General features: G+C 59.6%; 18 protein-coding genes and 1 tRNA gene. 1 reads left to right on the top strand and 18 read right to left on the bottom strand.

What is annotated here, in order from left to right; all coding sequences use genetic code 11:
- Nucleotide 1: 1 nt before the first annotated feature.
- From I2E26_RS06670 to rplS, 18 genes are all read right to left on the bottom strand, one after another.
- Nucleotides 2–74: transfer RNA gene (locus I2E26_RS06670), tRNA-Ala, on the bottom strand.
- A 134-nt stretch (nt 75–208) separates the two neighbouring features.
- Complete coding sequence (locus tag I2E26_RS06665; protein WP_195420111.1) at nt 209–1,915, bottom strand: proline--tRNA ligase; 1,707 nt, start codon at nt 1,913–1,915, stop codon at nt 209–211.
- Between the two features lie 118 nt (nt 1,916–2,033).
- Nucleotides 2,034–3,101: a flavodoxin-dependent (E)-4-hydroxy-3-methylbut-2-enyl-diphosphate synthase gene (gene ispG / locus I2E26_RS06660; RefSeq protein ID WP_195420108.1), complete on the bottom strand. Its 1,068-nt coding sequence runs from the start codon at nt 3,099–3,101 to the stop codon at nt 2,034–2,036.
- Nucleotides 3,102–3,111: 10 nt separating this feature from the next.
- Nucleotides 3,112–4,542, bottom strand: a complete 1,431-nt coding sequence (locus I2E26_RS06655) for an RIP metalloprotease (protein WP_195420107.1) — start codon at nt 4,540–4,542, stop codon at nt 3,112–3,114.
- Between the two features lie 12 nt (nt 4,543–4,554).
- Nucleotides 4,555–5,721 (bottom strand): 1-deoxy-D-xylulose-5-phosphate reductoisomerase, encoded by a 1,167-nt coding sequence (gene dxr / locus I2E26_RS06650; protein ID WP_195420106.1) that lies wholly within the window; start codon nt 5,719–5,721, stop codon nt 4,555–4,557.
- A complete protein-coding gene (locus I2E26_RS06645) occupies nt 5,718–6,485 on the bottom strand; it encodes a phosphatidate cytidylyltransferase (RefSeq protein ID WP_195420110.1) in 768 nt (255 codons plus the stop codon). The genes dxr and I2E26_RS06645 overlap by 4 nt, the downstream gene beginning before the upstream one ends.
- Before the next feature lie 145 nt (nt 6,486–6,630).
- The gene (locus I2E26_RS06640; protein ID WP_370551461.1) at nt 6,631–7,416 is read right to left on the bottom strand and encodes an isoprenyl transferase; all 786 of its coding nucleotides are present in this window, start codon (nt 7,414–7,416) and stop codon (nt 6,631–6,633) included.
- 309 nt (nt 7,417–7,725) lie between these two features.
- Nucleotides 7,726–8,259 carry a ribosome recycling factor gene (gene frr / locus I2E26_RS06635; protein ID WP_195420104.1) on the bottom strand — a complete coding sequence of 178 codons (534 nt, stop codon included), beginning with the start codon at nt 8,257–8,259 and terminating at the stop codon, nt 7,726–7,728.
- 1 nt (nt 8,260) lies between these two features.
- Entirely contained in the window at nt 8,261–8,983 is a 723-nt protein-coding gene (gene pyrH / locus I2E26_RS06630) for a UMP kinase (RefSeq protein WP_147588293.1), read from the bottom strand.
- Nucleotides 8,984–9,101: 118 nt separating this feature from the next.
- A complete protein-coding gene (gene tsf, locus I2E26_RS06625) occupies nt 9,102–9,980 on the bottom strand; it encodes a translation elongation factor Ts (RefSeq protein ID WP_147588294.1) in 879 nt (292 codons plus the stop codon).
- Between the two features lie 42 nt (nt 9,981–10,022).
- The gene (gene rpsB, locus I2E26_RS06620) at nt 10,023–10,763 is read right to left on the bottom strand and encodes a 30S ribosomal protein S2 (RefSeq protein ID WP_195420103.1); all 741 of its coding nucleotides are present in this window, start codon (nt 10,761–10,763) and stop codon (nt 10,023–10,025) included.
- 241 nt (nt 10,764–11,004) lie between these two features.
- Nucleotides 11,005–11,916 carry a tyrosine recombinase XerC gene (locus I2E26_RS06615; RefSeq protein WP_195420109.1) on the bottom strand — a complete coding sequence of 304 codons (912 nt, stop codon included), beginning with the start codon at nt 11,914–11,916 and terminating at the stop codon, nt 11,005–11,007.
- 18 nt (nt 11,917–11,934) lie between these two features.
- The gene (trmFO, locus tag I2E26_RS06610) at nt 11,935–13,269 is read right to left on the bottom strand and encodes a methylenetetrahydrofolate--tRNA-(uracil(54)-C(5))-methyltransferase (FADH(2)-oxidizing) TrmFO (RefSeq protein ID WP_195420102.1); all 1,335 of its coding nucleotides are present in this window, start codon (nt 13,267–13,269) and stop codon (nt 11,935–11,937) included.
- A 25-nt stretch (nt 13,270–13,294) separates the two neighbouring features.
- Complete coding sequence (locus I2E26_RS06605) at nt 13,295–14,221, bottom strand: DNA-processing protein DprA (protein WP_147588399.1); 927 nt, start codon at nt 14,219–14,221, stop codon at nt 13,295–13,297.
- A complete protein-coding gene (locus I2E26_RS06600; protein WP_195420101.1) occupies nt 14,211–15,731 on the bottom strand; it encodes a YifB family Mg chelatase-like AAA ATPase in 1,521 nt (506 codons plus the stop codon). The genes I2E26_RS06605 and I2E26_RS06600 overlap by 11 nt, the downstream gene beginning before the upstream one ends.
- A gap of 17 nt (nt 15,732–15,748) precedes the next feature.
- Nucleotides 15,749–16,162 carry a YraN family protein gene (locus I2E26_RS06595; protein WP_370551460.1) on the bottom strand — a complete coding sequence of 138 codons (414 nt, stop codon included), beginning with the start codon at nt 16,160–16,162 and terminating at the stop codon, nt 15,749–15,751.
- A 239-nt stretch (nt 16,163–16,401) separates the two neighbouring features.
- The gene (locus I2E26_RS06590; RefSeq protein WP_195420099.1) at nt 16,402–17,190 is read right to left on the bottom strand and encodes a ribonuclease HII; all 789 of its coding nucleotides are present in this window, start codon (nt 17,188–17,190) and stop codon (nt 16,402–16,404) included.
- A gap of 87 nt (nt 17,191–17,277) precedes the next feature.
- The gene (gene rplS, locus I2E26_RS06585) at nt 17,278–17,619 is read right to left on the bottom strand and encodes a 50S ribosomal protein L19 (protein ID WP_147588299.1); all 342 of its coding nucleotides are present in this window, start codon (nt 17,617–17,619) and stop codon (nt 17,278–17,280) included.
- A gap of 276 nt (nt 17,620–17,895) precedes the next feature.
- Here rplS and I2E26_RS06580 point away from each other — a divergent pair.
- A partial coding sequence (locus I2E26_RS06580) for a DUF308 domain-containing protein (protein WP_195420098.1) occupies nt 17,896–18,433 on the top strand: 538 nt, incomplete at its 3' end.

The raw sequence follows: 18,433 nt of genomic DNA, 5'->3' as shown, positions 1-18,433 counted from the left end.
GTGGAGACGAGGGGGATCGAACCCCTGACCTCTTGACTGCCAGTCAAGCGCTCTCCCAGCTGAGCTACGCCCCCTTGCAACAAAAAAAAACTATACGGGATTGCAGGCGAGCATGCAAGTAAATCCTTGAACTTTTTTTCGCAGACAATAAAAAGACGGCGTCCGCCAGCACGGACGCCGTCTAGAAAACAAGCTGTCGAGAATACTCCTAGCGACGCTGCTCGGCAACGAGCTGCGCAACCTTGGCCGCAACCTCGTCGAGAGCGACATCGACGCGATCGCCCGTAGAACGGTCCTTGAGTTCGACGGTGCCGTTCTTCAACCCGCGCTTACCGATCACAACCTGATACGGGAAGCCCATAAGATCGTTGTCCGCGAACTTCACACCGGGACGCTCGTCGCGATCGTCGATAACAACCTCGATACCTGCCTCGCAGAGAGCGTCGGCGATGGCGCCGCATGCCGCCGCGCACTCGTCCATCTTCGGATCGAGCGGAATGATGGACACCTCGTACGGCGCGATGGAAACAGGCCAGATGATGCCGTGCTCATCATTATGCTGCTCGACCACGGCGGCAAGCGTGCGGGATACACCGACGCCGTAGCAACCCATGATGAACGGCTTCTCCTCGCCGTTCTCGTCGGCAAAGGTAGCGCCCATGGCCTCGGAGTACTTGGTACCGAGCTGGAAAACCTGCGACACCTCGATACCGCGCGCGCCCTTCAGGGGCTCGCCGCAGTGCGGGCAGACATCGCCCTCGTGAACGGTCACGAGATCGGCCCACTCATCGACGGAGAAATCACGCTCGGGGCAAGCGCCAGTGAAATGGTAATCGACCTCGTTGGCGCCGCACGTCCAGCTGCGCGACTCACGCAGAGACTCGTCGACGACGAGGCGAATGCCCTCGGGCAGATTGACCGGCCCGATGAAGCCCTTGAAGAGACCGGCTTCCTGAAGCTCTTCCTCGCTCATCATGTGGAACTCGCCGAAGAGCTTCTCGGCTTTGCATTCGTTGAGCTCGTGATCGCCGGGAACGATGGCAACGACCCTGGTGCCGTCTTCGGCGACAAGCGCGAGCGACTTGCGGGTGCCGTTCTGAGGGAAGCCGAAGAAATCAGCAACGGCCTCGATGGAGCCCAAGCCAGGAGTGTGAACCTTCTGGAGGGTACCGTCTCCCGGCCCCTCGGTAACGGCGATCGTGGTGGACGCGGCCTCGTCGTCCGCGGCAAAGCCGCAGGCGTCGCAGTACACCAGGCTGGCCTCGCCCGCATCGGCAAGCGCCATGAACTCCACGGAGGTATCGCCGCCGATCTGGCCGGAATCAGCCACGACGGGCAGCGCCTTCAGGCCGCAGCGCTCGCAGATGCGCGCATAGGCGTCTTTCATCTCATCATAGATTTCCTGCAGGCTTTCCTGCGTCGCGGAAAAGGAGTAACCGTCCTTCATGATGAACTCGCGACCGCGCATCAGGCCGAAGCGCGGACGCATCTCGTCGCGGAATTTATCCTGGATCTGATATAGGTTAACGGGCAGCTGCTTGTAGGAACGCAGCTCGTTCTTGACGAGGTCCGTGATAGTCTCCTCGTGCGTGGGACCGAGCACGAACTCGCGATCATGGCGATCCTTCATGCGCATGAGCTCGGGGCCGTATGCGTTCCAGCGGCCGCTCTCGTGCCACAGGCCGCCATCGACCACCATGGGCATGAGGAGCTCCTGGGCGCCGGCTGCATCCATCTCATCGCGGACGATATCCTCGATCTTCTTCAGGGAGCGCCATGCAAGCGGCAGATAACTATAGAGGCCGGCAGCCTGCTTGCGGATCATACCGGCGCGGAGGAGCAGTCGATGGCTGGCAAGCTCGGCCTCTGCGGGATCCTCCTTCAACGTGGGCGCATAGAGCGCCGACATCTTCATAGCCCTGGTGCGGTTGGTAGTCACGGTAAAACTCCTTGTATCAAACGTCACAAACAGTAGCAATCATAGCGCAAATCATGCGTGTAAACGGCACGGACGGAACGGAGCGCGCCGAGGGTCACAGGCGGTCGATCTCATCGAGTAAGGCGTCGGCTATCTCGTCTTCGGCGACCTTGCGAATGACTTCGCCATGGCGGAACAGCAGGGCCGAGCCGCGCCCGCAGGCAACGCCCACATCGGCGTCGGATGCTTCACCAGGGCCGTTCACCACACAACCCATCACGGCCACGGTAACGGGCTTGGTGCACGAGGCGAGCCGTCGGGTGACCTCGTCGGCGATGCCGATCAAGTCGACCTGGCAGCGCGCGCACGTAGGACAGGAGACGATCTCGGGACCACGGCGGCGCAACTCAAGAGCCGAGAGAATGCCCCAGGCAACGGGCACCTCCTCCAGCGGGTCGGCGGTGAGCGAAACGCGCATGGTGTCGCCGATGCCCTCGGCAAGCAGCGAGCCCAATGCGATCGCGCTCTTGATCGTACCCTGCTGGATGCCGCCGGCCTCGGTAACGCCAAGATGAAGCGGTACCTGCGGGAGCTCGGCTGAAAGCCGGCGATTCGTCTCAAGCGTGGTCGCGACGCTATGGGCCTTGGCGGACAGCACGATATTCGTGAAGCCGCGCGCTTCGAAGTGCTCTACGAACTGCATCGAGGATGCGACCAGCTTGTCGACCTGGGAAAGATCCTCACGTTGCGCGATAGCGGGATCGAGCGAACCCGCGTTGACGCCGATGCGGATGGCGGCGCCGCACTCCCCCGCCGCGTCGATCACGGCGTCGACGCGATCCCATGATCCGATGTTGCCGGGGTTGATACGGAGCTTCGAGGCGCCGGCCTCGACGGCAGCGATAGCCAGACGGTAGTCGAAATGAATGTCGGCCACGATGGGCACGGGGCTTTCCGCGCACACCTCGCCGAACGATGCAACGGCATCGGCGTTGGGAACGGAGACGCGCACCAAGTCGCAGCCCGCATCGGCAAGGGCGCGAACCTGCTCGATCGTACGCGCCGCATCGACCGTGGGCGTGCACGTCATCGACTGAACGGCCACGGGAGCTCCCCCGCCGATTATCACGGATCCCACATGGGCTGGACGGGTCAACTCCCGCGCGCAAGGCTGATAGGACATGACAAGCCTCCTAGTGCAGCAAGCGCAGGATATCCGCGCGAAGCATATACAGGAACAAGAACGCGAAGAAGGCGATGCCGACGTACGACACGATTGTCTGGGCCTTCACGGAAAGCTCCTTCCCCCGAACGGCTTGGATGACCTCGATCAAAAGCTTGCCACCGTCGAGCGGCGGGATAGGCAGCAGGTTCATGAAGCCCAGCGAGAAGGAGATGAGCGCCGCAAAGCTCATGAAGGAGGCGGCACCCTGCTCGGCGGCCTGTGCAGACAGAACGGAGATACCGACGACGGAGGTCGAGCTATCCAAAACCTCCTTGGTGTGCTGCGGCATAAGCAGCTTGGCCACGCCCTGGGCGGTCTGGACGAGATAGTCGACCGACATGCGAGCTGCAACCATAGGGCTCACGCGCATCGTGTGGTAGAGCACCCCGATACCCAACAGACCATCTTCATCCAGCTTCGCCTCAACCGTGTGCGTAGAACCATGCGCTTCGAGATAGGTGCGGTCGACGGGCCCAAGACGCTGCTCGGCCGATTCCTCCTGGGAGGGCGACCACACCTCGAGGGCGACCGTAGCGCCGGCATCGCGATTTCCAAGCGCGGCGAGAAGCTCGGACCAGCTGTCCACAGCCGTGCCGTCGACAGCAAGGATGCGGTCTCCCTCCTGGATATGAGCGGCCGCCGCCGGTGAACCCTCGGTAATCGAACCGACGATGTTGACGTCGATGGGTGCGTTGTAGCCTATGGCGGAATAAGCGATGACAAACAGCGTCACGCCGGTAACGAGGTTAACGAGGATTCCGGCGAGAAGCATGAACGCGCGCTTGAAGAAACCCTTGCCCACATACGTATGGGAGCGCTCGAGCTCGAAAAAGCGCTCGGCGCCCATAGGAGGCGTCCACGGTTCGCCATCGCCGGTGGCGCCGGCACGGTCGAACACCCGACCATCGAACACGGTGTTGCCCGCGGCATCGCGGGCAGGTGCCATATAGCGCGAAGGATAGTATTTTGAAGTCGGCCCCTCACCCTTCGAAGCATCGTACACCGGCAGGACGGACCCCCAGCCCATGAGAAACACGCATGCCTCAAGGGCCTCATCGGGGGTGATCTCGAGCTGCTCGGCAAGCTCGTCAACGGAGATGGCCCCGGCTTCGTGCACGCGCGAAAGCACGCGCGCGGCATGGGGCGCTTGCTCGGGATCCATGCCGCAGATGGCCGCATAGCCGCCGAGAAGCAGCGGCGTTACGCCGAATTTCGTACCGATGCGCTTGGACGTATGGCTGATGTTATAGCGAAACGGCAGTCCCAAGAAGAACTCGGTAACGCGAACGCCGCACGCACGCGCAGCAAGGAAATGGCCGCCCTCATGCACGAACACCAGAAGCGACAACAGCAAAACACCCCAGAAGAGCGGGGTGATGAAACCAAAGATGGCATCCATATAAGCTCGTTTCTATCGTGAAAGAGATGTTACGAAGCGTTCCGACGTGATCCGCGCCCATGCATCGACCTCGTCGAGCTGCTCGAGCGAGGAGACGGGCTGGACGTCGTGTGCATCGAGACAGCCCTCGACGATGCGAGGGATGTCGGTGAACGAGCAGCGCTCATGCAGGAACGCGTCGACAGCCACCTCGTTCGCCGCATTGAGGACGCACGGCAGGGTTCCGCCCGTCATTCCCGCCCGTTCCGCCAAGGCCAGGCAGCGGAACGCCTCGGTGTCCGGGGCGTCGAAATCAAGTGAGCCCAACGTCCGGAAATCGACGCGCGGAGCGGGCGATTCCCAGCGATCCGGATACGAAAGTGCAAGCTGAATGGGTATGCGCATATCGGATGCTCCGAGATGCGCCATAACCGAGCCATCGGCAAACTCGACCATCGAATGAATCTTCGACTGGCGCTGAATGAGCACCTCGATGCGATCGAGCTCTATATCGAATAGATGCATGGCCTCGATACGCTCAAGGCCCTTGTTCATCAACGTAGCCGAATCGATCGTGATCTTGGAACCCATATTCCACGTGGGATGGGCCAGTGCGTCCGCAACGGTAACCCGCTCAAGCTCCTCGCGGCTGCAGCCAAAGAAAGGGCCGCCGGAACAGGTTAACCAGATCTTATGCGTCGAGCGCATATCCTCGCCCAGATAGCACTGGAAGATTGCCGAATGCTCAGAATCGACGGGCAGCAGCTGACCGGGCCTGGCGAGCGGCATGATAAGATCGCCGCCGACCACGAGCGACTCCTTGTTGGCAAGCGCAATGGTTTTACCAGCAGCCATGAGCTCATAGGTCGCATGGAGACCGGCCGCGCCAACGATGGCAACGACCACGACGTCCACCTCATCGGAAAGGCACATATCGATCGCCGCGCGCATGCCGAATCCGCAGCGATGCGGATCGGGAAGCTCGGACAAACGAGGGTCGGCGGATAACGACGCATCGGTCAGCGCGACAGCGGAAACGTTGAACTCGCGAGCAGCGGACAAGAGGCCGGTGATGCTTCGATGGGCCGAAAGCGCGACGACCTCGAGACGGTCGGAATGCTGGCGACAAACATCGAGGGTCTGAACGCCGATGGATCCCGTGCAACCCAAAACCGCCACGCGGCGCCTGCATTCACTCATAGAACGCCTCCTAGTACCAAGATGAGGTGAGCCGTGATGCAACCGAAGATAAGGGAGTCGGAACGATCGAGCATGCCGCCGTGTCCCGGAATCAGGTTGCCGGAATCCTTGACGCCTACGCCGCGCTTGATTCGAGACTCGATCAGATCGCCGAAAACGCCCAAAACGGCCACGCCGACACCGGCGAGCACCGCTACGGGAAGCGACAGGCTATACCAGCCGGTTGCATACAGAATCAGCCAGATAACAAGGGAGCCCGCTATGCTTCCGCAAAAGCCCTCCCAAGTCTTGTTGGGAGAGATCTTAGGGGCCATCTTATGTTTACCGAAGCGGCTGCCGACCATATATGCGAGCGAGTCGCTCACCCATAGCGAAGCGCAAACGCCCACGGAAAGCAGGGCGCCGGCAAACCCTGGGATAGAGCCGCGCGTAAGAACGATTGCAGACAGCATGAACCCCGTATAGAGCGGGCCGAAGATGGTGACGGCGACATCTGAGATACGCGTGCGCGGCGAATAGAGATACCACAGACCAACCGCGAGAACCAGGATAAAGAGCAGCGCCGTGAGAAGCACCGATGCCCCTAGCGCAGACAGTGGAAAGAGCACGGCAGCAGAAAGGCCAATGAACTCGTTCGGCACCTTGCCGTCTAGACGCGCCATACGGTAAAACTCATAGCAACAAAACCAGCTCATGACGGCAACGAATACAGCTGTCGGAATGACGCCGAGCACCAAACAAGCTATAAACAATGCCGCATACATAATGCCAAAGCCCGAGCGGACAAGGAAACCCTTCACGTCAAAGGGCTTTCGCTCGGCACGAGGACCGGCAGCTACAGGCTCCTGGGCCCGTTGACGCTGCTTTTGATCTTCCACCGTACATGCTCCTCTCTTGCTAACACGAGCGCTATTCGGCGCTCAAGCCGCCAAATCGACGGTCGCGGTGCTGGAAGGCTGCGATCGCGCGCAGCATTCCCCATTTATCGAAATCAGGCCAGTACAATTCGGTGATATAGAACTCCGAATACGCGATTTGCCAAAGCAGATAGTTGGAAACGCGCATCTCGCCAGATGTACGGATAACAAGCTCTGGGTCGGGCAGGCCAGCGGTGTACAAATGGTCGGCAACCGAGTTCTCGTCGATATCCCCAACTGCAAGAGAGCCGGCGGACACCTGCTCGGCAATCGTACGAGCAGCCCGGGCGAGCTCTGCGCGCGCGCCGTAGTTCACGGCAAGGGCAAGAACCATTCCCGTGTGATGCTCGCATTCCTTCAGGCCATATTCGAAAACATCACGCGTCTTTTGGGGCAATGCGGAGATATCGCCCAGAAAAACAACGCGAACGTTCTCGCGCTTCAACAGCGGCAGCTCATCGATAAAAGTCTTCGCAAAGAGATGCATGAGGACATTGACCTCGTGTTGGGGCCTCCCCCAGTTCTCCGTAGAAAAGGCGTAGGCAGACAAGACATCTACACCCAGACGGACCGCGGTGGTAATGACATCGCGAAGCGCAACGATACCCTGCTTATGACCTTCCGTACGGGAAAGCCCGCGCGAGGTAGCCCAGCGGCCGTTGCCATCCATGATGCAGGAGATGTGGCGCGGAATTCGGTCAAGATCGATATCGGTCAAAGATATGTCCTGTGGAGGATTGCTGAAATGCTCGACGAGCTTATCGGGGTCGTAGCGCACGTTGGTACTCCAGACTATAGCGAGCCCGCACATGCGGGCGTGTGTACGGCTCAGCGCAGACGCGGGTGCGAGAACGCATATCTATCAATAATAAAGAGACCGATGGGGCAAGGCAACGCAAGGTCCCATTTCATAAAAGTCGCAGCATAAGCAGCATATGAAAGCAACCATACGTACCGGGGATCCGGCAATGCCCCGCCGAACGAACTCATAAGAAAGCCCGCATGCTCCTAAAAAGGGAACATGCGGGCTGCCCGGTTTGCATGTCGAATGACACAGCGCGAGACAAAAGACCCAAGGCAGGGAACCCTAGATCTCCATCACTTCTGATTCCTTTGCCTTAAGCATAGCGTCGACCTTGGCGATGTACTCATCGGTGCATTTCTGAATCTTAGCCTGCTCGCGACGAACCTCATCCTCCGTGAGCTCCTCATCGCGATCGAGCTTGTTGTTGAAATCACGGCGAACGTTGCGTACGGCGATGCGGGCCTGCTCGGCAAGGTCGCGGCAATCCTTAACAAGCTCGCGACGACGCTCCTCCGTGGGAGCGGGGAACGGCAAGCGGATGACCGTGCCGTCGGTATTCGGCGTGATACCAAGATCGGAAGCGGAAATGGCTTTGACGATCGCATTGACGAGCGCCTTATCCCAGGGCTCGATCAGAAGCATATGGGCTTCGGGCGTCTTGACGGCGGCAACCTGGCTTACGGGCGTGGCGACACCGTAGTAATCGACGGTGATATCCGCCAGCACGTTAGCATTCGCACGGCCGGTGCGAACCTTCGAGAAATTATGCTTGAGGCTCTCGAGGGTCTTATCCATGTGATCGTTGATGGTGGCCATGTTAGTCCTCCTGAACTACGACGGTGCCAACCGGCTCTCCGCAAAGAGCACGCTTGATGTTGTTCTCGCCCTCGATGTTAAGGACGATGATAGGCATACGATTATCCTGGCACAGCGCGGTGGCAGTGGAATCCATAACCTGCAGGCCGCGAACCAGAACCTCATGATAGCTAATGGTATCAAAACGAACGGCATCTTCGTTAGAAACAGGATCCTTATCGTAGACACCGTCGACCTTCGTGGCCTTGAGGAGGCAGTCGGCATCGATCTCGCAGGCGCGCAGCGCGGCCGCGGTATCGGTCGTAAAATACGGATTGCCGGATCCCGCAGCAAAGATGACGATGTAGCCCTTCTCGAGATGGTGCATCGCACGACGACGAATATAGGGCTCGCAAACCTCGTTCATCTGAATGGCGCTCATAACGCGGCAGGGGCACTCCTCGTGCTCGAATGCATCCTGAAGCGCCAACGCGTTCATGACGGTGGCGAGCATGCCCATGTAGTCAGCCTGGGCACGATCCATACCCTTAGCCGAGCCAGCAAGACCGCGGAAGATGTTACCGCCGCCCACAACGATGCCGACCTCGATGCCGTCCTCGTGAATGGCCTTGATCTGGCGCGCGAGGTTCTCGGTAACCGACGGATCGATACCGTATCCGTTCTCACCCATGAGCGCTTCACCGGAAAGTTTCAACAGCACGCGCTTGTAGCGATAATCAGACAAAATTCCTCCTTTGGTCATCATTCTTATTTATTCTAGCAGCGAAAACGAAACAAGCCATAAAAAAGCAGGCTGTAGGTAATCCCACAGCCCGCTTTCATATCAGGAAACCGAAATAACCTTAGTTATCGGACTCGCCGCGCTCAAGGCGATCGAAAGCCATAACCTTAACGGTATCGCCGCAAGCCTTGGACACCTGCTCGGCAAGACCGTTGACGGTCACGCTGGAATCCTTGATGAACTCCTGCTCGTTGAGGACGGAAGCCTTGAAGAACTTCTCAAGGCGGCCGATGGCCATCTTCTCCTGAATGGCCTCGGGCTTACCGGACTCGGCAGCCTGAGCCATGTAGATGGACTTCTCGTGCTCGACAACGTCGGCCGGAACGTCCTCACGACGAGCGCAGATGGGGCTGGTAGCCGCAACCTGCATGGCGACGTCATGGGAGAAGGTCTTGAAGTCGTCGGACGCGAAGGTCTCGGGCTTCTCGAAGGAGAACTCGACCATAACGCCGATCTTGCCACCCATGTGGATGTAGGAAGAAAGGGCACCGGCCTCGACGGTACGAAGGTTGAAGCGGGCGATCTTCATGTTCTCGCCCATAACGTGGATGAGCTCGGTGAGCTCGCCCTCGACGGTGTCGCCGTTCATCGGGGCGGCCATGAGGGCCTCGGCGTCGGCGGGCTTGACCTCGGCGACAACCTTGGCGAGCTCAGCGGCGAAACCGGTGAACTTGGGGTTGGAAGCCACGAAGTCGGTCTCGCAGGAGAGCTCGACGAGAGCGCCGGTCTTGCCGTCCTCGGAGATGAAAGCGGCGACGGCGCCCTCGTTGGTCTCGCGGCCAGCCTTCTTGGCAGCCTTGGCAAGACCGTTCTTACGAAGAACGTCGACAGCGGCGTCCATATCGCCGTCGGCCTCGACGAGGGCCTTCTTGCACTCCATCATAGGAGAGTCGGTCATCTCGCGAAGCTGCTTGACCATAGCGGCGGTAATCTGGGCCATGATGGCTCCTTTCAAAGAGCGTTGAACGAACGTAAACGGACGTTACTCGGCGTCGGCAGCGGCCTCGGGGGCAGCGGCCATCTCAGCCTCGGAGATCTGCTCCTTGCCGGAGCCGGCGAGGCAGGCGTCGGCGAAGAGCTCGCACATGAGGGAGACGGCGGAAATAGCGTCATCGTTGCAGGGGACGCCGAAATCGACCTCGTCGGGATCAGAGTTGGTGTCGATGAGGGCGACAACCGGGATGTTCAGGCGCTGGGCCTCCTTGATGGCGTTCTCCTCGCGCTTGGTGTCGATGACGAACAGGGCAGCGGGAAGGCCCTTCATGTCGCGGGCGCCACCGAGGTTGGTCTGGAGCTTGGCGAGCTCCTTACCCAGAACAGCCTGCTCCTTCTTGGGCAGAAGGGCCATGCGGCCGTCCTCTACCATAGCCTCGAGCTCCTCCATGCGGTTGATACGGGAGCGGATGGTAACGAAGTTGGTGAGCATGCCGCCGAGCCAACGCTGGTTGATGTAGGGCATGTTGGCGCGCTCGGCAGCGGTCTTCACGGCCTCCTGAGCCTGCTTCTTGGTACCGACGAAGAGAACCTGGCCCTTGCGGGAGATGTTCTTCAGGAACGTGTAGGCCTGGTCGGCGTTGATGATGGTCTGCTTGAGATCGAGGATGTAGATGCCGTTGCGCTCGCCGAAGATGTACTCACGCATCTTGGGGTTCCAGCGGCGGGTCTGATGACCGAAGTGGCAGCCAGCCTCGAGCAGGGTGCGGATGTTAATCGTGGTAGCCATACTTACCTCCTGTGGTTCGTTGCCTCCGTGCGATGTCATCCTTTTGAGCCACCCGATCATGCGCTACCAAATCTCGGGCACCACGGCGCAAAAGTCGTCGCACGTGCGAAATACGTCCGTTGCTCACAAGAGCAACCCGATAAATGATAGCAGGACATCGACGAGAATCCAAGGGTTGCGCGCACCTTGTGTGCGACTTGTGCATCACGCAGATTCGAGTGGCCGCCATGCGCGAGGTCCGCTACGAACCACTTCGAGGATGAGCTTGCCGCACGGCCGATTTCAGCGATTCGGGCGCTAAGTGCGTGTAAATCTGAGTAGTCGACAAGCTGGCATGTCCTAGCAGCTCCTGAACGGTCCTCAGATCAGCGCCGCCATCCAAGAGGTCGGTAGCGAAGGTGTGGCGCATCGTATGCGGCGTTACCGAACGACTGACGCCCGCTCGATCTCGAAGAACGGTAAAGCGGTATCGCAACGATGCGGCGTCCATGATGCGACCGCGATCGGAGATGAACAACGCATGGCGCCCATTAGGCCGAACGGCATCATGATGATCGACAATCAAGCTGGGCCGAGCATCAAGAGTATAGTTGCGAACGGCATGTTGAGCCCGACGGTGCAGGGGTACGATTCGCTCCTTGGAGCCCTTGCCGAACAAACGGCACGCGCGCCCGGCATCCTCGAACGACTCCACGTCAAGGCCTGCGAGCTCGGAGATGCGGGCGCCCGATGCATATAAAAGCTCGAGCATGCACACATCCCTCAATCCCTGGGCGGTGTCCCGATCGGGGGCTTCAAATAACCGCTCCAACTGAGATCTCGTAGCAACAACGGGAAGGGTTGTCGGAAGTTTCGGCGAAAGCATCAGATCGACAGGGTTGCTATCGACAGCGCCCATGCGAACCATCCACCGAAAGAACGATCGAATCGAAGAGAGGTGCGCGGCAACCGTACGCGGCGCATACCCCGCCGCATGCAGGAACGCTAGATAACGCCGAAGATCCCTGGCAGCGACCTCGGCGCCGTCCACATGTTCGCACGCGCACCACTCCTCAAAGGCGTACAGATGCTGTCGATACGCCCTGTCGGTCTGAACTGAGCGACCCATGACATCGACAAGGTAGCGGCAGTAATCATCGATATATGCGCGCATCTCAGCCAACGGGATCGTCTACCTCGCGTCGAGACCAAATAGATCAACGCGCGACGCAATGTACGCCTGAAGATCCCTGCCGCCCCTGTCGGCATACGCCGTATACCGGTCGCGCTTGGAACGGCGCTTTCCATCTTCGAGCGGAGGGATGATCCCAAAATTCACATGCATAGGCTGATAGTCGACGCACGAGGGATCGGTGGCATAGGACACCAGTGCACCGAATACCGACGTATCGGGAAGCGAAACGTGGTCAAGCCCCCGCATATCGGCAAACGTGTTAAGAGCCGCCAGGAGACCGGAGGCGACAGCCTCGGTATAGCCTTCCGTTCCCGTAATCTGACCCGCGAGGCGCACGGTTGTACCGGGGACCGCAAATGAACGATCCAAAACATGGGGCGCGTCGACAAAGGTGTTGCGATGCATGACGCCATACCGGAAAAACTCCGCGTTCTCCAAACCGGGGATCATGCGGAACACGCGCTTCTGCTCACCGAATGTCAGATTCGTTTGAAATCCAACAAGGTTGTACGCGGTATGCTCGGCGTTTTCGGCGCGAAGCTGCACGGCGGCCCAGGGTCGCTTACCGGTTCGCGGGTCGATAAGACCCACCGGCTTCATGGCGCCGAAACGAATGGCATCCTTGCCCGTACGAGCCACCTCCTCGGCGGGCTGACACGCCTGGAACAGGTCGCGTCGCTCGAAATCCTTCAAAATCACGCGCTCGGCCCCAACAAGGCCGTCGATGAAGGCATCATACTCCTCCCGGGAGAGCGGGGCGTTCAAGTAGTCACCAGAACCCTGCTCTTCATAGCGGGACTGGGAGAACAGGACATCCATATCAAGGGTGGCTGCATCGACGATGGGAGCCGCCGCATCGTAAAAAGAAAGGGATTCGCCACCTACCAGGCCCAGAACGGCCTCGCTGAGCGACGGCGAGCACAGGGGGCCCGCAGCAATGACGACACGGCCCTCCGGAATAGCGGTGACCTCCTGGCGAATGACCTCGATATTCGATCGGGATGCTATAGCCTCCTCAACATAACGGGAGAATAGTCCGCGATCGACAGCAAGAGCGCCGCCAGCAGGGACTGCGGCACGATCCGCGCAGTCCATGAGGACGGAGCCCATAGCACGAAGCTCGCGCTTCAGCATTCCGGCGGCGGAATCATAACGGGTTGACTTGAACGAGTTCGAGCATACGAGCTCTGCAAGATGGTCGCTATGGTGCGCCGGAGACGAGACCAGGGGACGCATCTCATAGAGGCGAACGCGAATTCCCCGGTCGGCAAGCTGCAAGGCGCATTCGCATCCCGCAAGACCGCCCCCGATAACGATGACACCATCAAACATCTCGAAACTCCTATCCGCGAAAACCCTATGGCCGCTTGTTCCCGAACGAGGTTAACCCATGAAGCATACTTTTTGAAGCAGCAAAGCGACCGTCATACAGCCGCTCCACCAATCCGGCAGCTGAAAGCTCGCTCAAACGCATCATGACCGCATGTTCGGATTCACCTAAACGAGAGGCGAGCTCATCGATTCGCATCGGCTGAGCGACCAAAGACCGCAGCATTTCACGCGATGCTCCGTTCTCGACCACGATCGTCGCAGGAGCATCATGACAATACCTCATCGTTCCATATAAGCGAGAGATTGCGACTTCAAGCGATTCCTCATCGACAATGCACGTCGCGCCAACCGTGATCAGATAGTTGGTGCCACGATACTCCGGTGCAAATATCGATCCGGGAACGGCCAGAACCTCTCGACCAAGATCGGAGGCCGTTTCAGCCGTCGAGAACGTCCCTGACGGCATACCCGCCTCGCACACAAGCGTCGCCCTCGACAGCGCGGCAATAATGCGATTCCGTTTCGGAAACGCATATCGTCGCGGAGGCGTGCCCCAGGGTTCAAGGGAGATGACCGCGCCGCCCCCTTCGATAGTGCGATTGATCAAACTGGCGGAACTCTTTGGGTACACGACATCGGCCCCGCAACCGAGTACGATCACATTCCGGCCGCCTCGCTGCACCGCACATCGACCGGCCGCTTGGTCGCAGCCCACGGCGCCACCTGAAACAACGGCTATTCCCGACTCCACAGCAATCTTGGCGGCCAGCTCGGCCACAGCCAATCCATACGGAGTCGCCCGGCGCGATCCGACCACGGCAAGTCCGGACTCCGAAAGAAGATCAGGATCCCCACGTACGAAGAGGCGTGGCGGCTCCCCCGGAAGATCGAGAAGCATCGCGGGATAGCGCGAATCCGAAGATTCAAGCACGCAACGAGGCTCACTCGGCATCGCTGCACCTCCCTCGAAACATCGAAGCTTCAAAGACATGGCTCGGGCCGACCTCGCGGGACTCCTGCATATCCGCTATCGTCCGCGCGATCCGACAAAGCCGGACGATCCCGCGTCCCGTCAAGTGCCCGCGCTGCGCGATAGCCAGAAGCGTCTCGTAGCCAGCGGAGTCCAGGGCATACGCCCCCGCAACACCTTGCGCTCCATCGATCGCCCTCATATCGATTCCTCCAACTGCGATGCCATGCTGTAGGCGCCACGTGGCAAACGCCATCCCCTGTTCGACTTCGGATCGAAGGGAGGAGGAGCTCGCGCCCGCTCCGCCCTCCAACAACAGGTCGGGGTCGGGGCGAGCGACATCGATGCGCATGTCGATTCGGTCGGCAAGGGGTCCCGCGAGTTTCGCCTGATAACGCGCAACGGCATACGGAGGACACGCGCAACTTACATCGCGGTCCCCGAGATATCCGCATGGACACGGATTGCTCGCCACCAGCAACTGGAAATGAGCCGGGAACACATACGCGCCATCCGCACGAACGATGCGGACCGCCTTGCTCTCAAGTGGTTGACGTAATAGCTGCAACACACTCGAGGGAAACTCCGCCAGCTCATCCAAGAACAGCACGCCGCCGTGCGCCAAGCTAATTTCACCAGGACGTACGGGTCGGCCCCCACCTACCAACCCCGCAGCAGAAATACTATGGTGCGGACATCGAAACGGCCTGCCCGAGGCGAGCAAGGATTCCACGCTCTCCCCTGCAACCGAATGGATGCACAGCGCTTCCTGCAACTCCACCTCGTCGATAGGCGGCAAGATCGTTCCCATGCGCTCGGCAAGCATCGTCTTGCCGGATCCCGGAGGACCGACCATCATCAGACCCAAGCCTCCTGTCGCAGCGATCGCCAATGCCCGCTTTGCGAGCTCTTGGCCCTTAACGTCTGCGTAATCCAGAGACGAACCGACGGTGCCAGATAGAATAGCGGGAGCATCAACGGCATCGAGAGCGCTCGCAAGGCCAGCGCGCAACGACGAAAGATTCCGGAGGCAATACATATCGACCCCTGGCAGCCCAACTGGATAATCGCCATGCGCCGAGACAAGCCGAAGACCGCAATCACGAGCAAGCATCGCATAGGCAACCTCGCCGCGAACTGGCATCACGTACCCATCGAGGGAGAGCTCCCCCACGAACAAACAGGAATCAAGGCCCTCGATTGGGATCTGACCCGAGAGAGCCAATATCGAGATGGAGATGGCCAAATCAAGTCCCGAGCCCGTCTTGCGCATATCGGCGGGCGCGAGATTCACAATGATGCTTTTACGGGGAACATCATATCCGCTCCCCCGCAGCGCACATCGAATACGCGCGGGAGCCTCGTTGACGGCCGCATCTGCCATCCCCACCAAGGTGATACCGGGAATACCGCCGGTAAACGAGACCTCGACGGTAACGGGCTGCGCTTCCACCCCGCGAATACATGCAGCATGCACGGAGAACGTGTGCATCGCGGCGCCCGACCCGGTCATAGGTCCGCGTCCCAGTCGAAAGCCCCCAAGATATGTTGGATCCCCGCAGTACGCCCATCATGGATGCAAACGCCCACCACATCGAATCGTATGGTCTGCACGGGATAGTGCTCCATCACGTAGCATGCAGCGATTCTGCGGTATCGCCGGCGCTTCTTCTTGTTGACAGCCTCCTCGGGATAGAGTTCCAACGAGGTCGCGGCCTTGCGCCTCGTCTTAACCTCAACCAGAACGACAGAATCATCGGCCTCGTCATACGCGACGATATCGGCCTCGCCCTCGCGGCAGCGATAATTTCTCTCTATGATGCGGTACCCGCGCTCTTCAAGGTAGAAGCAGGCTAGCGACTCACCGAGCCGCCCGAGCTCCTTCGAGGAGAGTCCCTCGACCGTAGCATCATCACGCAACACGGCCGGACGACGTCCCGCCGAACCATCGGGGCCTGAAGCGCACCGAACCCTATCCGAACACGCCCTTCGATCCATAACCATCAGCTCCTCTCGCGCTCGCAAGCGAAGCATCGCATGTCATCTGGAAGGTTAAATTGAATCAACTAACAAAAAGGTGCGATCGACTCTACAAAATCGGTCGCACCCGTTAACACCCCAGGCAGTGGACGTACGTACACGGTGAACCCGCCATCAGATCATCAAAAGAGAGAATCGGTATGCAAGAAGTTTCCACAAAAGCTAACGCGATGAACGGGGCTAAGGCCGCGCTCGCGGATGGCGTTGATATGCTCGGCCGAAGCGTACCCCTTTGATTGGGCGAAGTGATAGCCGGGATATTCGGCATCGAGTTCGACCATCAACTCATCCCTCGTGACCTTAGCAATGATCGAAGCGGCGGCGATGCAGGCAACCGTGGCATCCCCGTGCACCACATCTCGTTCGTTCGGCACGGCACCCAGGGGATTTCCATCCATCAAGACGCAATCGGGTTCCACTCCGGCATCGGCGACGGCGCCTGCCACCGCTTCGCGAAGCGCGCGCGCCATGCCGATCTCGTCGATTCGCTCGGGGGCGACATGATACACGCCGATAGCACGAGCGACCTCGGAAATCTGTGCGGCAAGCAGTTCGCGCTTGGCAGGGCTGAGCTGCTTGGAATCGTTAAGGCCCCAAATAATGGGATCATCGGGCAGCTGGACGGCGCACACGGTCAAGGGCCCGGCGACCGAGCCCCGGCCCACCTCATCCACGCCAAGCACAACGCCCTCCCCGCCGAGCTCGGCCATTGCGCTATAGAGCAAGCGGACGCGCTCGTGCTCGGCGCATTCGCGCTCATAGCGACGAGACGCGCGCTCGCACGCCTTCCTGACCTGCTGGCGCGGATCCTCCGCATAGCGCTGGACAAGTCCCGGCACCTGTTCGAACGGAGCGCTCGCCAGCTCGGCGGCAACCTGCGCCGCCGGCGCAGAGCTCGTCATATTGGCCATGGATGCAACCTCTCCAGAATTCAACGGATCGTACGTATAAAAAGAGCCGCCTCGTAGGAGACGGCTCCAAAGCACATGATATAAATCTTAGCGCTTCTCGGGGATGCGAGCGGCCTTGCCGATCTTGTCACGCAGGTAGTACAGCTTAGCGCGACGAACACGACCGTGGCGAACAACCTCGAGCTTGGCGATCTTCGGGCTGTGAAGCGGGAAGGTACGCTCGACACCGATGCCGAAGGAGATCTTGCGGACGGTGAAGGTCTCACGGGAGGAGCCGCCGCTCATGCGGATGACGTCGCCCTGGAAGACCTGGATGCGCTCGCGGTCGCCTTCCTTAATACGGTAGTGAACCTTGACGTTGTCGCCGACGCGGACCTGAGGAATGTCCTCACGGATCTGCTGACGCTCGATTGCGCGAATGTAATCCATTCTCGCTCCTTTACTGTTCTAGAGGTGCCGCACGCGTACGCCGACACATAGGTTTACAAACTTCTTTATAGTACACGACATACCTGGGAAAGCAAGGACAATTACAACCAATTCACGACTCGAGCGAAGAAGCTGGTCAACCGCTTGTCGAATGGATCGATCCACCGCTGGTCGCGCGAATGTTTCATGCAAATCATACGTATCAACATAATGTTCCGTATTTGGGGAAGAGTGAGTTAGGCCAACCAAGCAACACCGGAAAGGAACGGCACATCAATGGCACGAGCAGATTCCGTAGCAGACATCAAGCGTCAGAGCATACCAGGCAAAGCAGCCCTCATAGCGTCGCTGCTCTTTCCGCTCGTAGGCGTAGCCTGCCTTGCCGCACCCGACGCCATCATGGGCAGCCTCCCCTATATCCTGGGCGGCTTGATGCTGTTGGTGGGTGCAGCGGATCTTGCCACGGATTTCCTTGACGACGAGAAGGAGACGGGCAGCATCAGCCAGGGGTCGGACATCGTCATGATCGTCGTCGGCGCAACGCTGCTGTTCCAAGGAACTGCCCTTTTACATCTCGTCGGCGTTACCTGGGGCTTTATCGGCTTAAGCAAAGCGGCGGCGGAGCTCGACGAAGCGCTGCACGCACGCCGCGCCAAGAAACCCTACGTCCTCGTCACCCTATCGGGCATCATCGAGATGGTGCTTGGCACCCTGCTCATCACGAGCCCCCTGGCAAACATCGAGCACCATGTGCTGCTGCTCGGCATCGAACTCATCCTGCACCCGTTTGCCGTTCACTCCGATAACGGAAAGA

The organism is Collinsella sp. D33t1_170424_A12 (genome assembly GCF_015554865.1).
Taxonomy (GTDB): domain Bacteria; phylum Actinomycetota; class Coriobacteriia; order Coriobacteriales; family Coriobacteriaceae; genus Collinsella.
The sequence above is the reverse complement of the archived record's forward strand: the minus strand, read 5'-3'. Positions and strand labels throughout refer to the sequence as shown.

What these genes read in the sequence shown, in the direction of transcription:
- I2E26_RS06645 (WP_195420110.1), bottom strand. Translation starts at nt 6,485, where the DNA reads ATGTATGCGGCATTGTTTATAGCTTGTTTGGTGCTCGGCGTCATTCCG.
- dxr (WP_195420106.1), bottom strand. Translation starts at nt 5,721, where the DNA reads ATGAGTGAATGCAGGCGCCGCGTGGCGGTTTTGGGTTGCACGGGATCC.
- rpsB (WP_195420103.1), bottom strand. Translation starts at nt 10,763, where the DNA reads ATGGCTACCACGATTAACATCCGCACCCTGCTCGAGGCTGGCTGCCAC.
- I2E26_RS06665 (WP_195420111.1), bottom strand. Translation starts at nt 1,915, where the DNA reads ATGAAGATGTCGGCGCTCTATGCGCCCACGTTGAAGGAGGATCCCGCA.
- frr (WP_195420104.1), bottom strand. Translation starts at nt 8,259, where the DNA reads ATGGCCACCATCAACGATCACATGGATAAGACCCTCGAGAGCCTCAAG.
- ispG (WP_195420108.1), bottom strand. Translation starts at nt 3,101, where the DNA reads ATGTCCTATCAGCCTTGCGCGCGGGAGTTGACCCGTCCAGCCCATGTG.
- rplS (WP_147588299.1), bottom strand. Translation starts at nt 17,619, where the DNA reads ATGGATTACATTCGCGCAATCGAGCGTCAGCAGATCCGTGAGGACATT.
- I2E26_RS06600 (WP_195420101.1), bottom strand. Translation starts at nt 15,731, where the DNA reads ATGCACACGTTCTCCGTGCATGCTGCATGTATTCGCGGGGTGGAAGCG.
- trmFO (WP_195420102.1), bottom strand. Translation starts at nt 13,269, where the DNA reads ATGTTTGATGGTGTCATCGTTATCGGGGGCGGTCTTGCGGGATGCGAA.
- tsf (WP_147588294.1), bottom strand. Translation starts at nt 9,980, where the DNA reads ATGGCCCAGATTACCGCCGCTATGGTCAAGCAGCTTCGCGAGATGACC.
- I2E26_RS06655 (WP_195420107.1), bottom strand. Translation starts at nt 4,542, where the DNA reads ATGGATGCCATCTTTGGTTTCATCACCCCGCTCTTCTGGGGTGTTTTG.
- I2E26_RS06615 (WP_195420109.1), bottom strand. Translation starts at nt 11,916, where the DNA reads ATGCGCGCATATATCGATGATTACTGCCGCTACCTTGTCGATGTCATG.
- I2E26_RS06590 (WP_195420099.1), bottom strand. Translation starts at nt 17,190, where the DNA reads ATGGCCAATATGACGAGCTCTGCGCCGGCGGCGCAGGTTGCCGCCGAG.
- I2E26_RS06605 (WP_147588399.1), bottom strand. Translation starts at nt 14,221, where the DNA reads ATGCCGAGTGAGCCTCGTTGCGTGCTTGAATCTTCGGATTCGCGCTAT.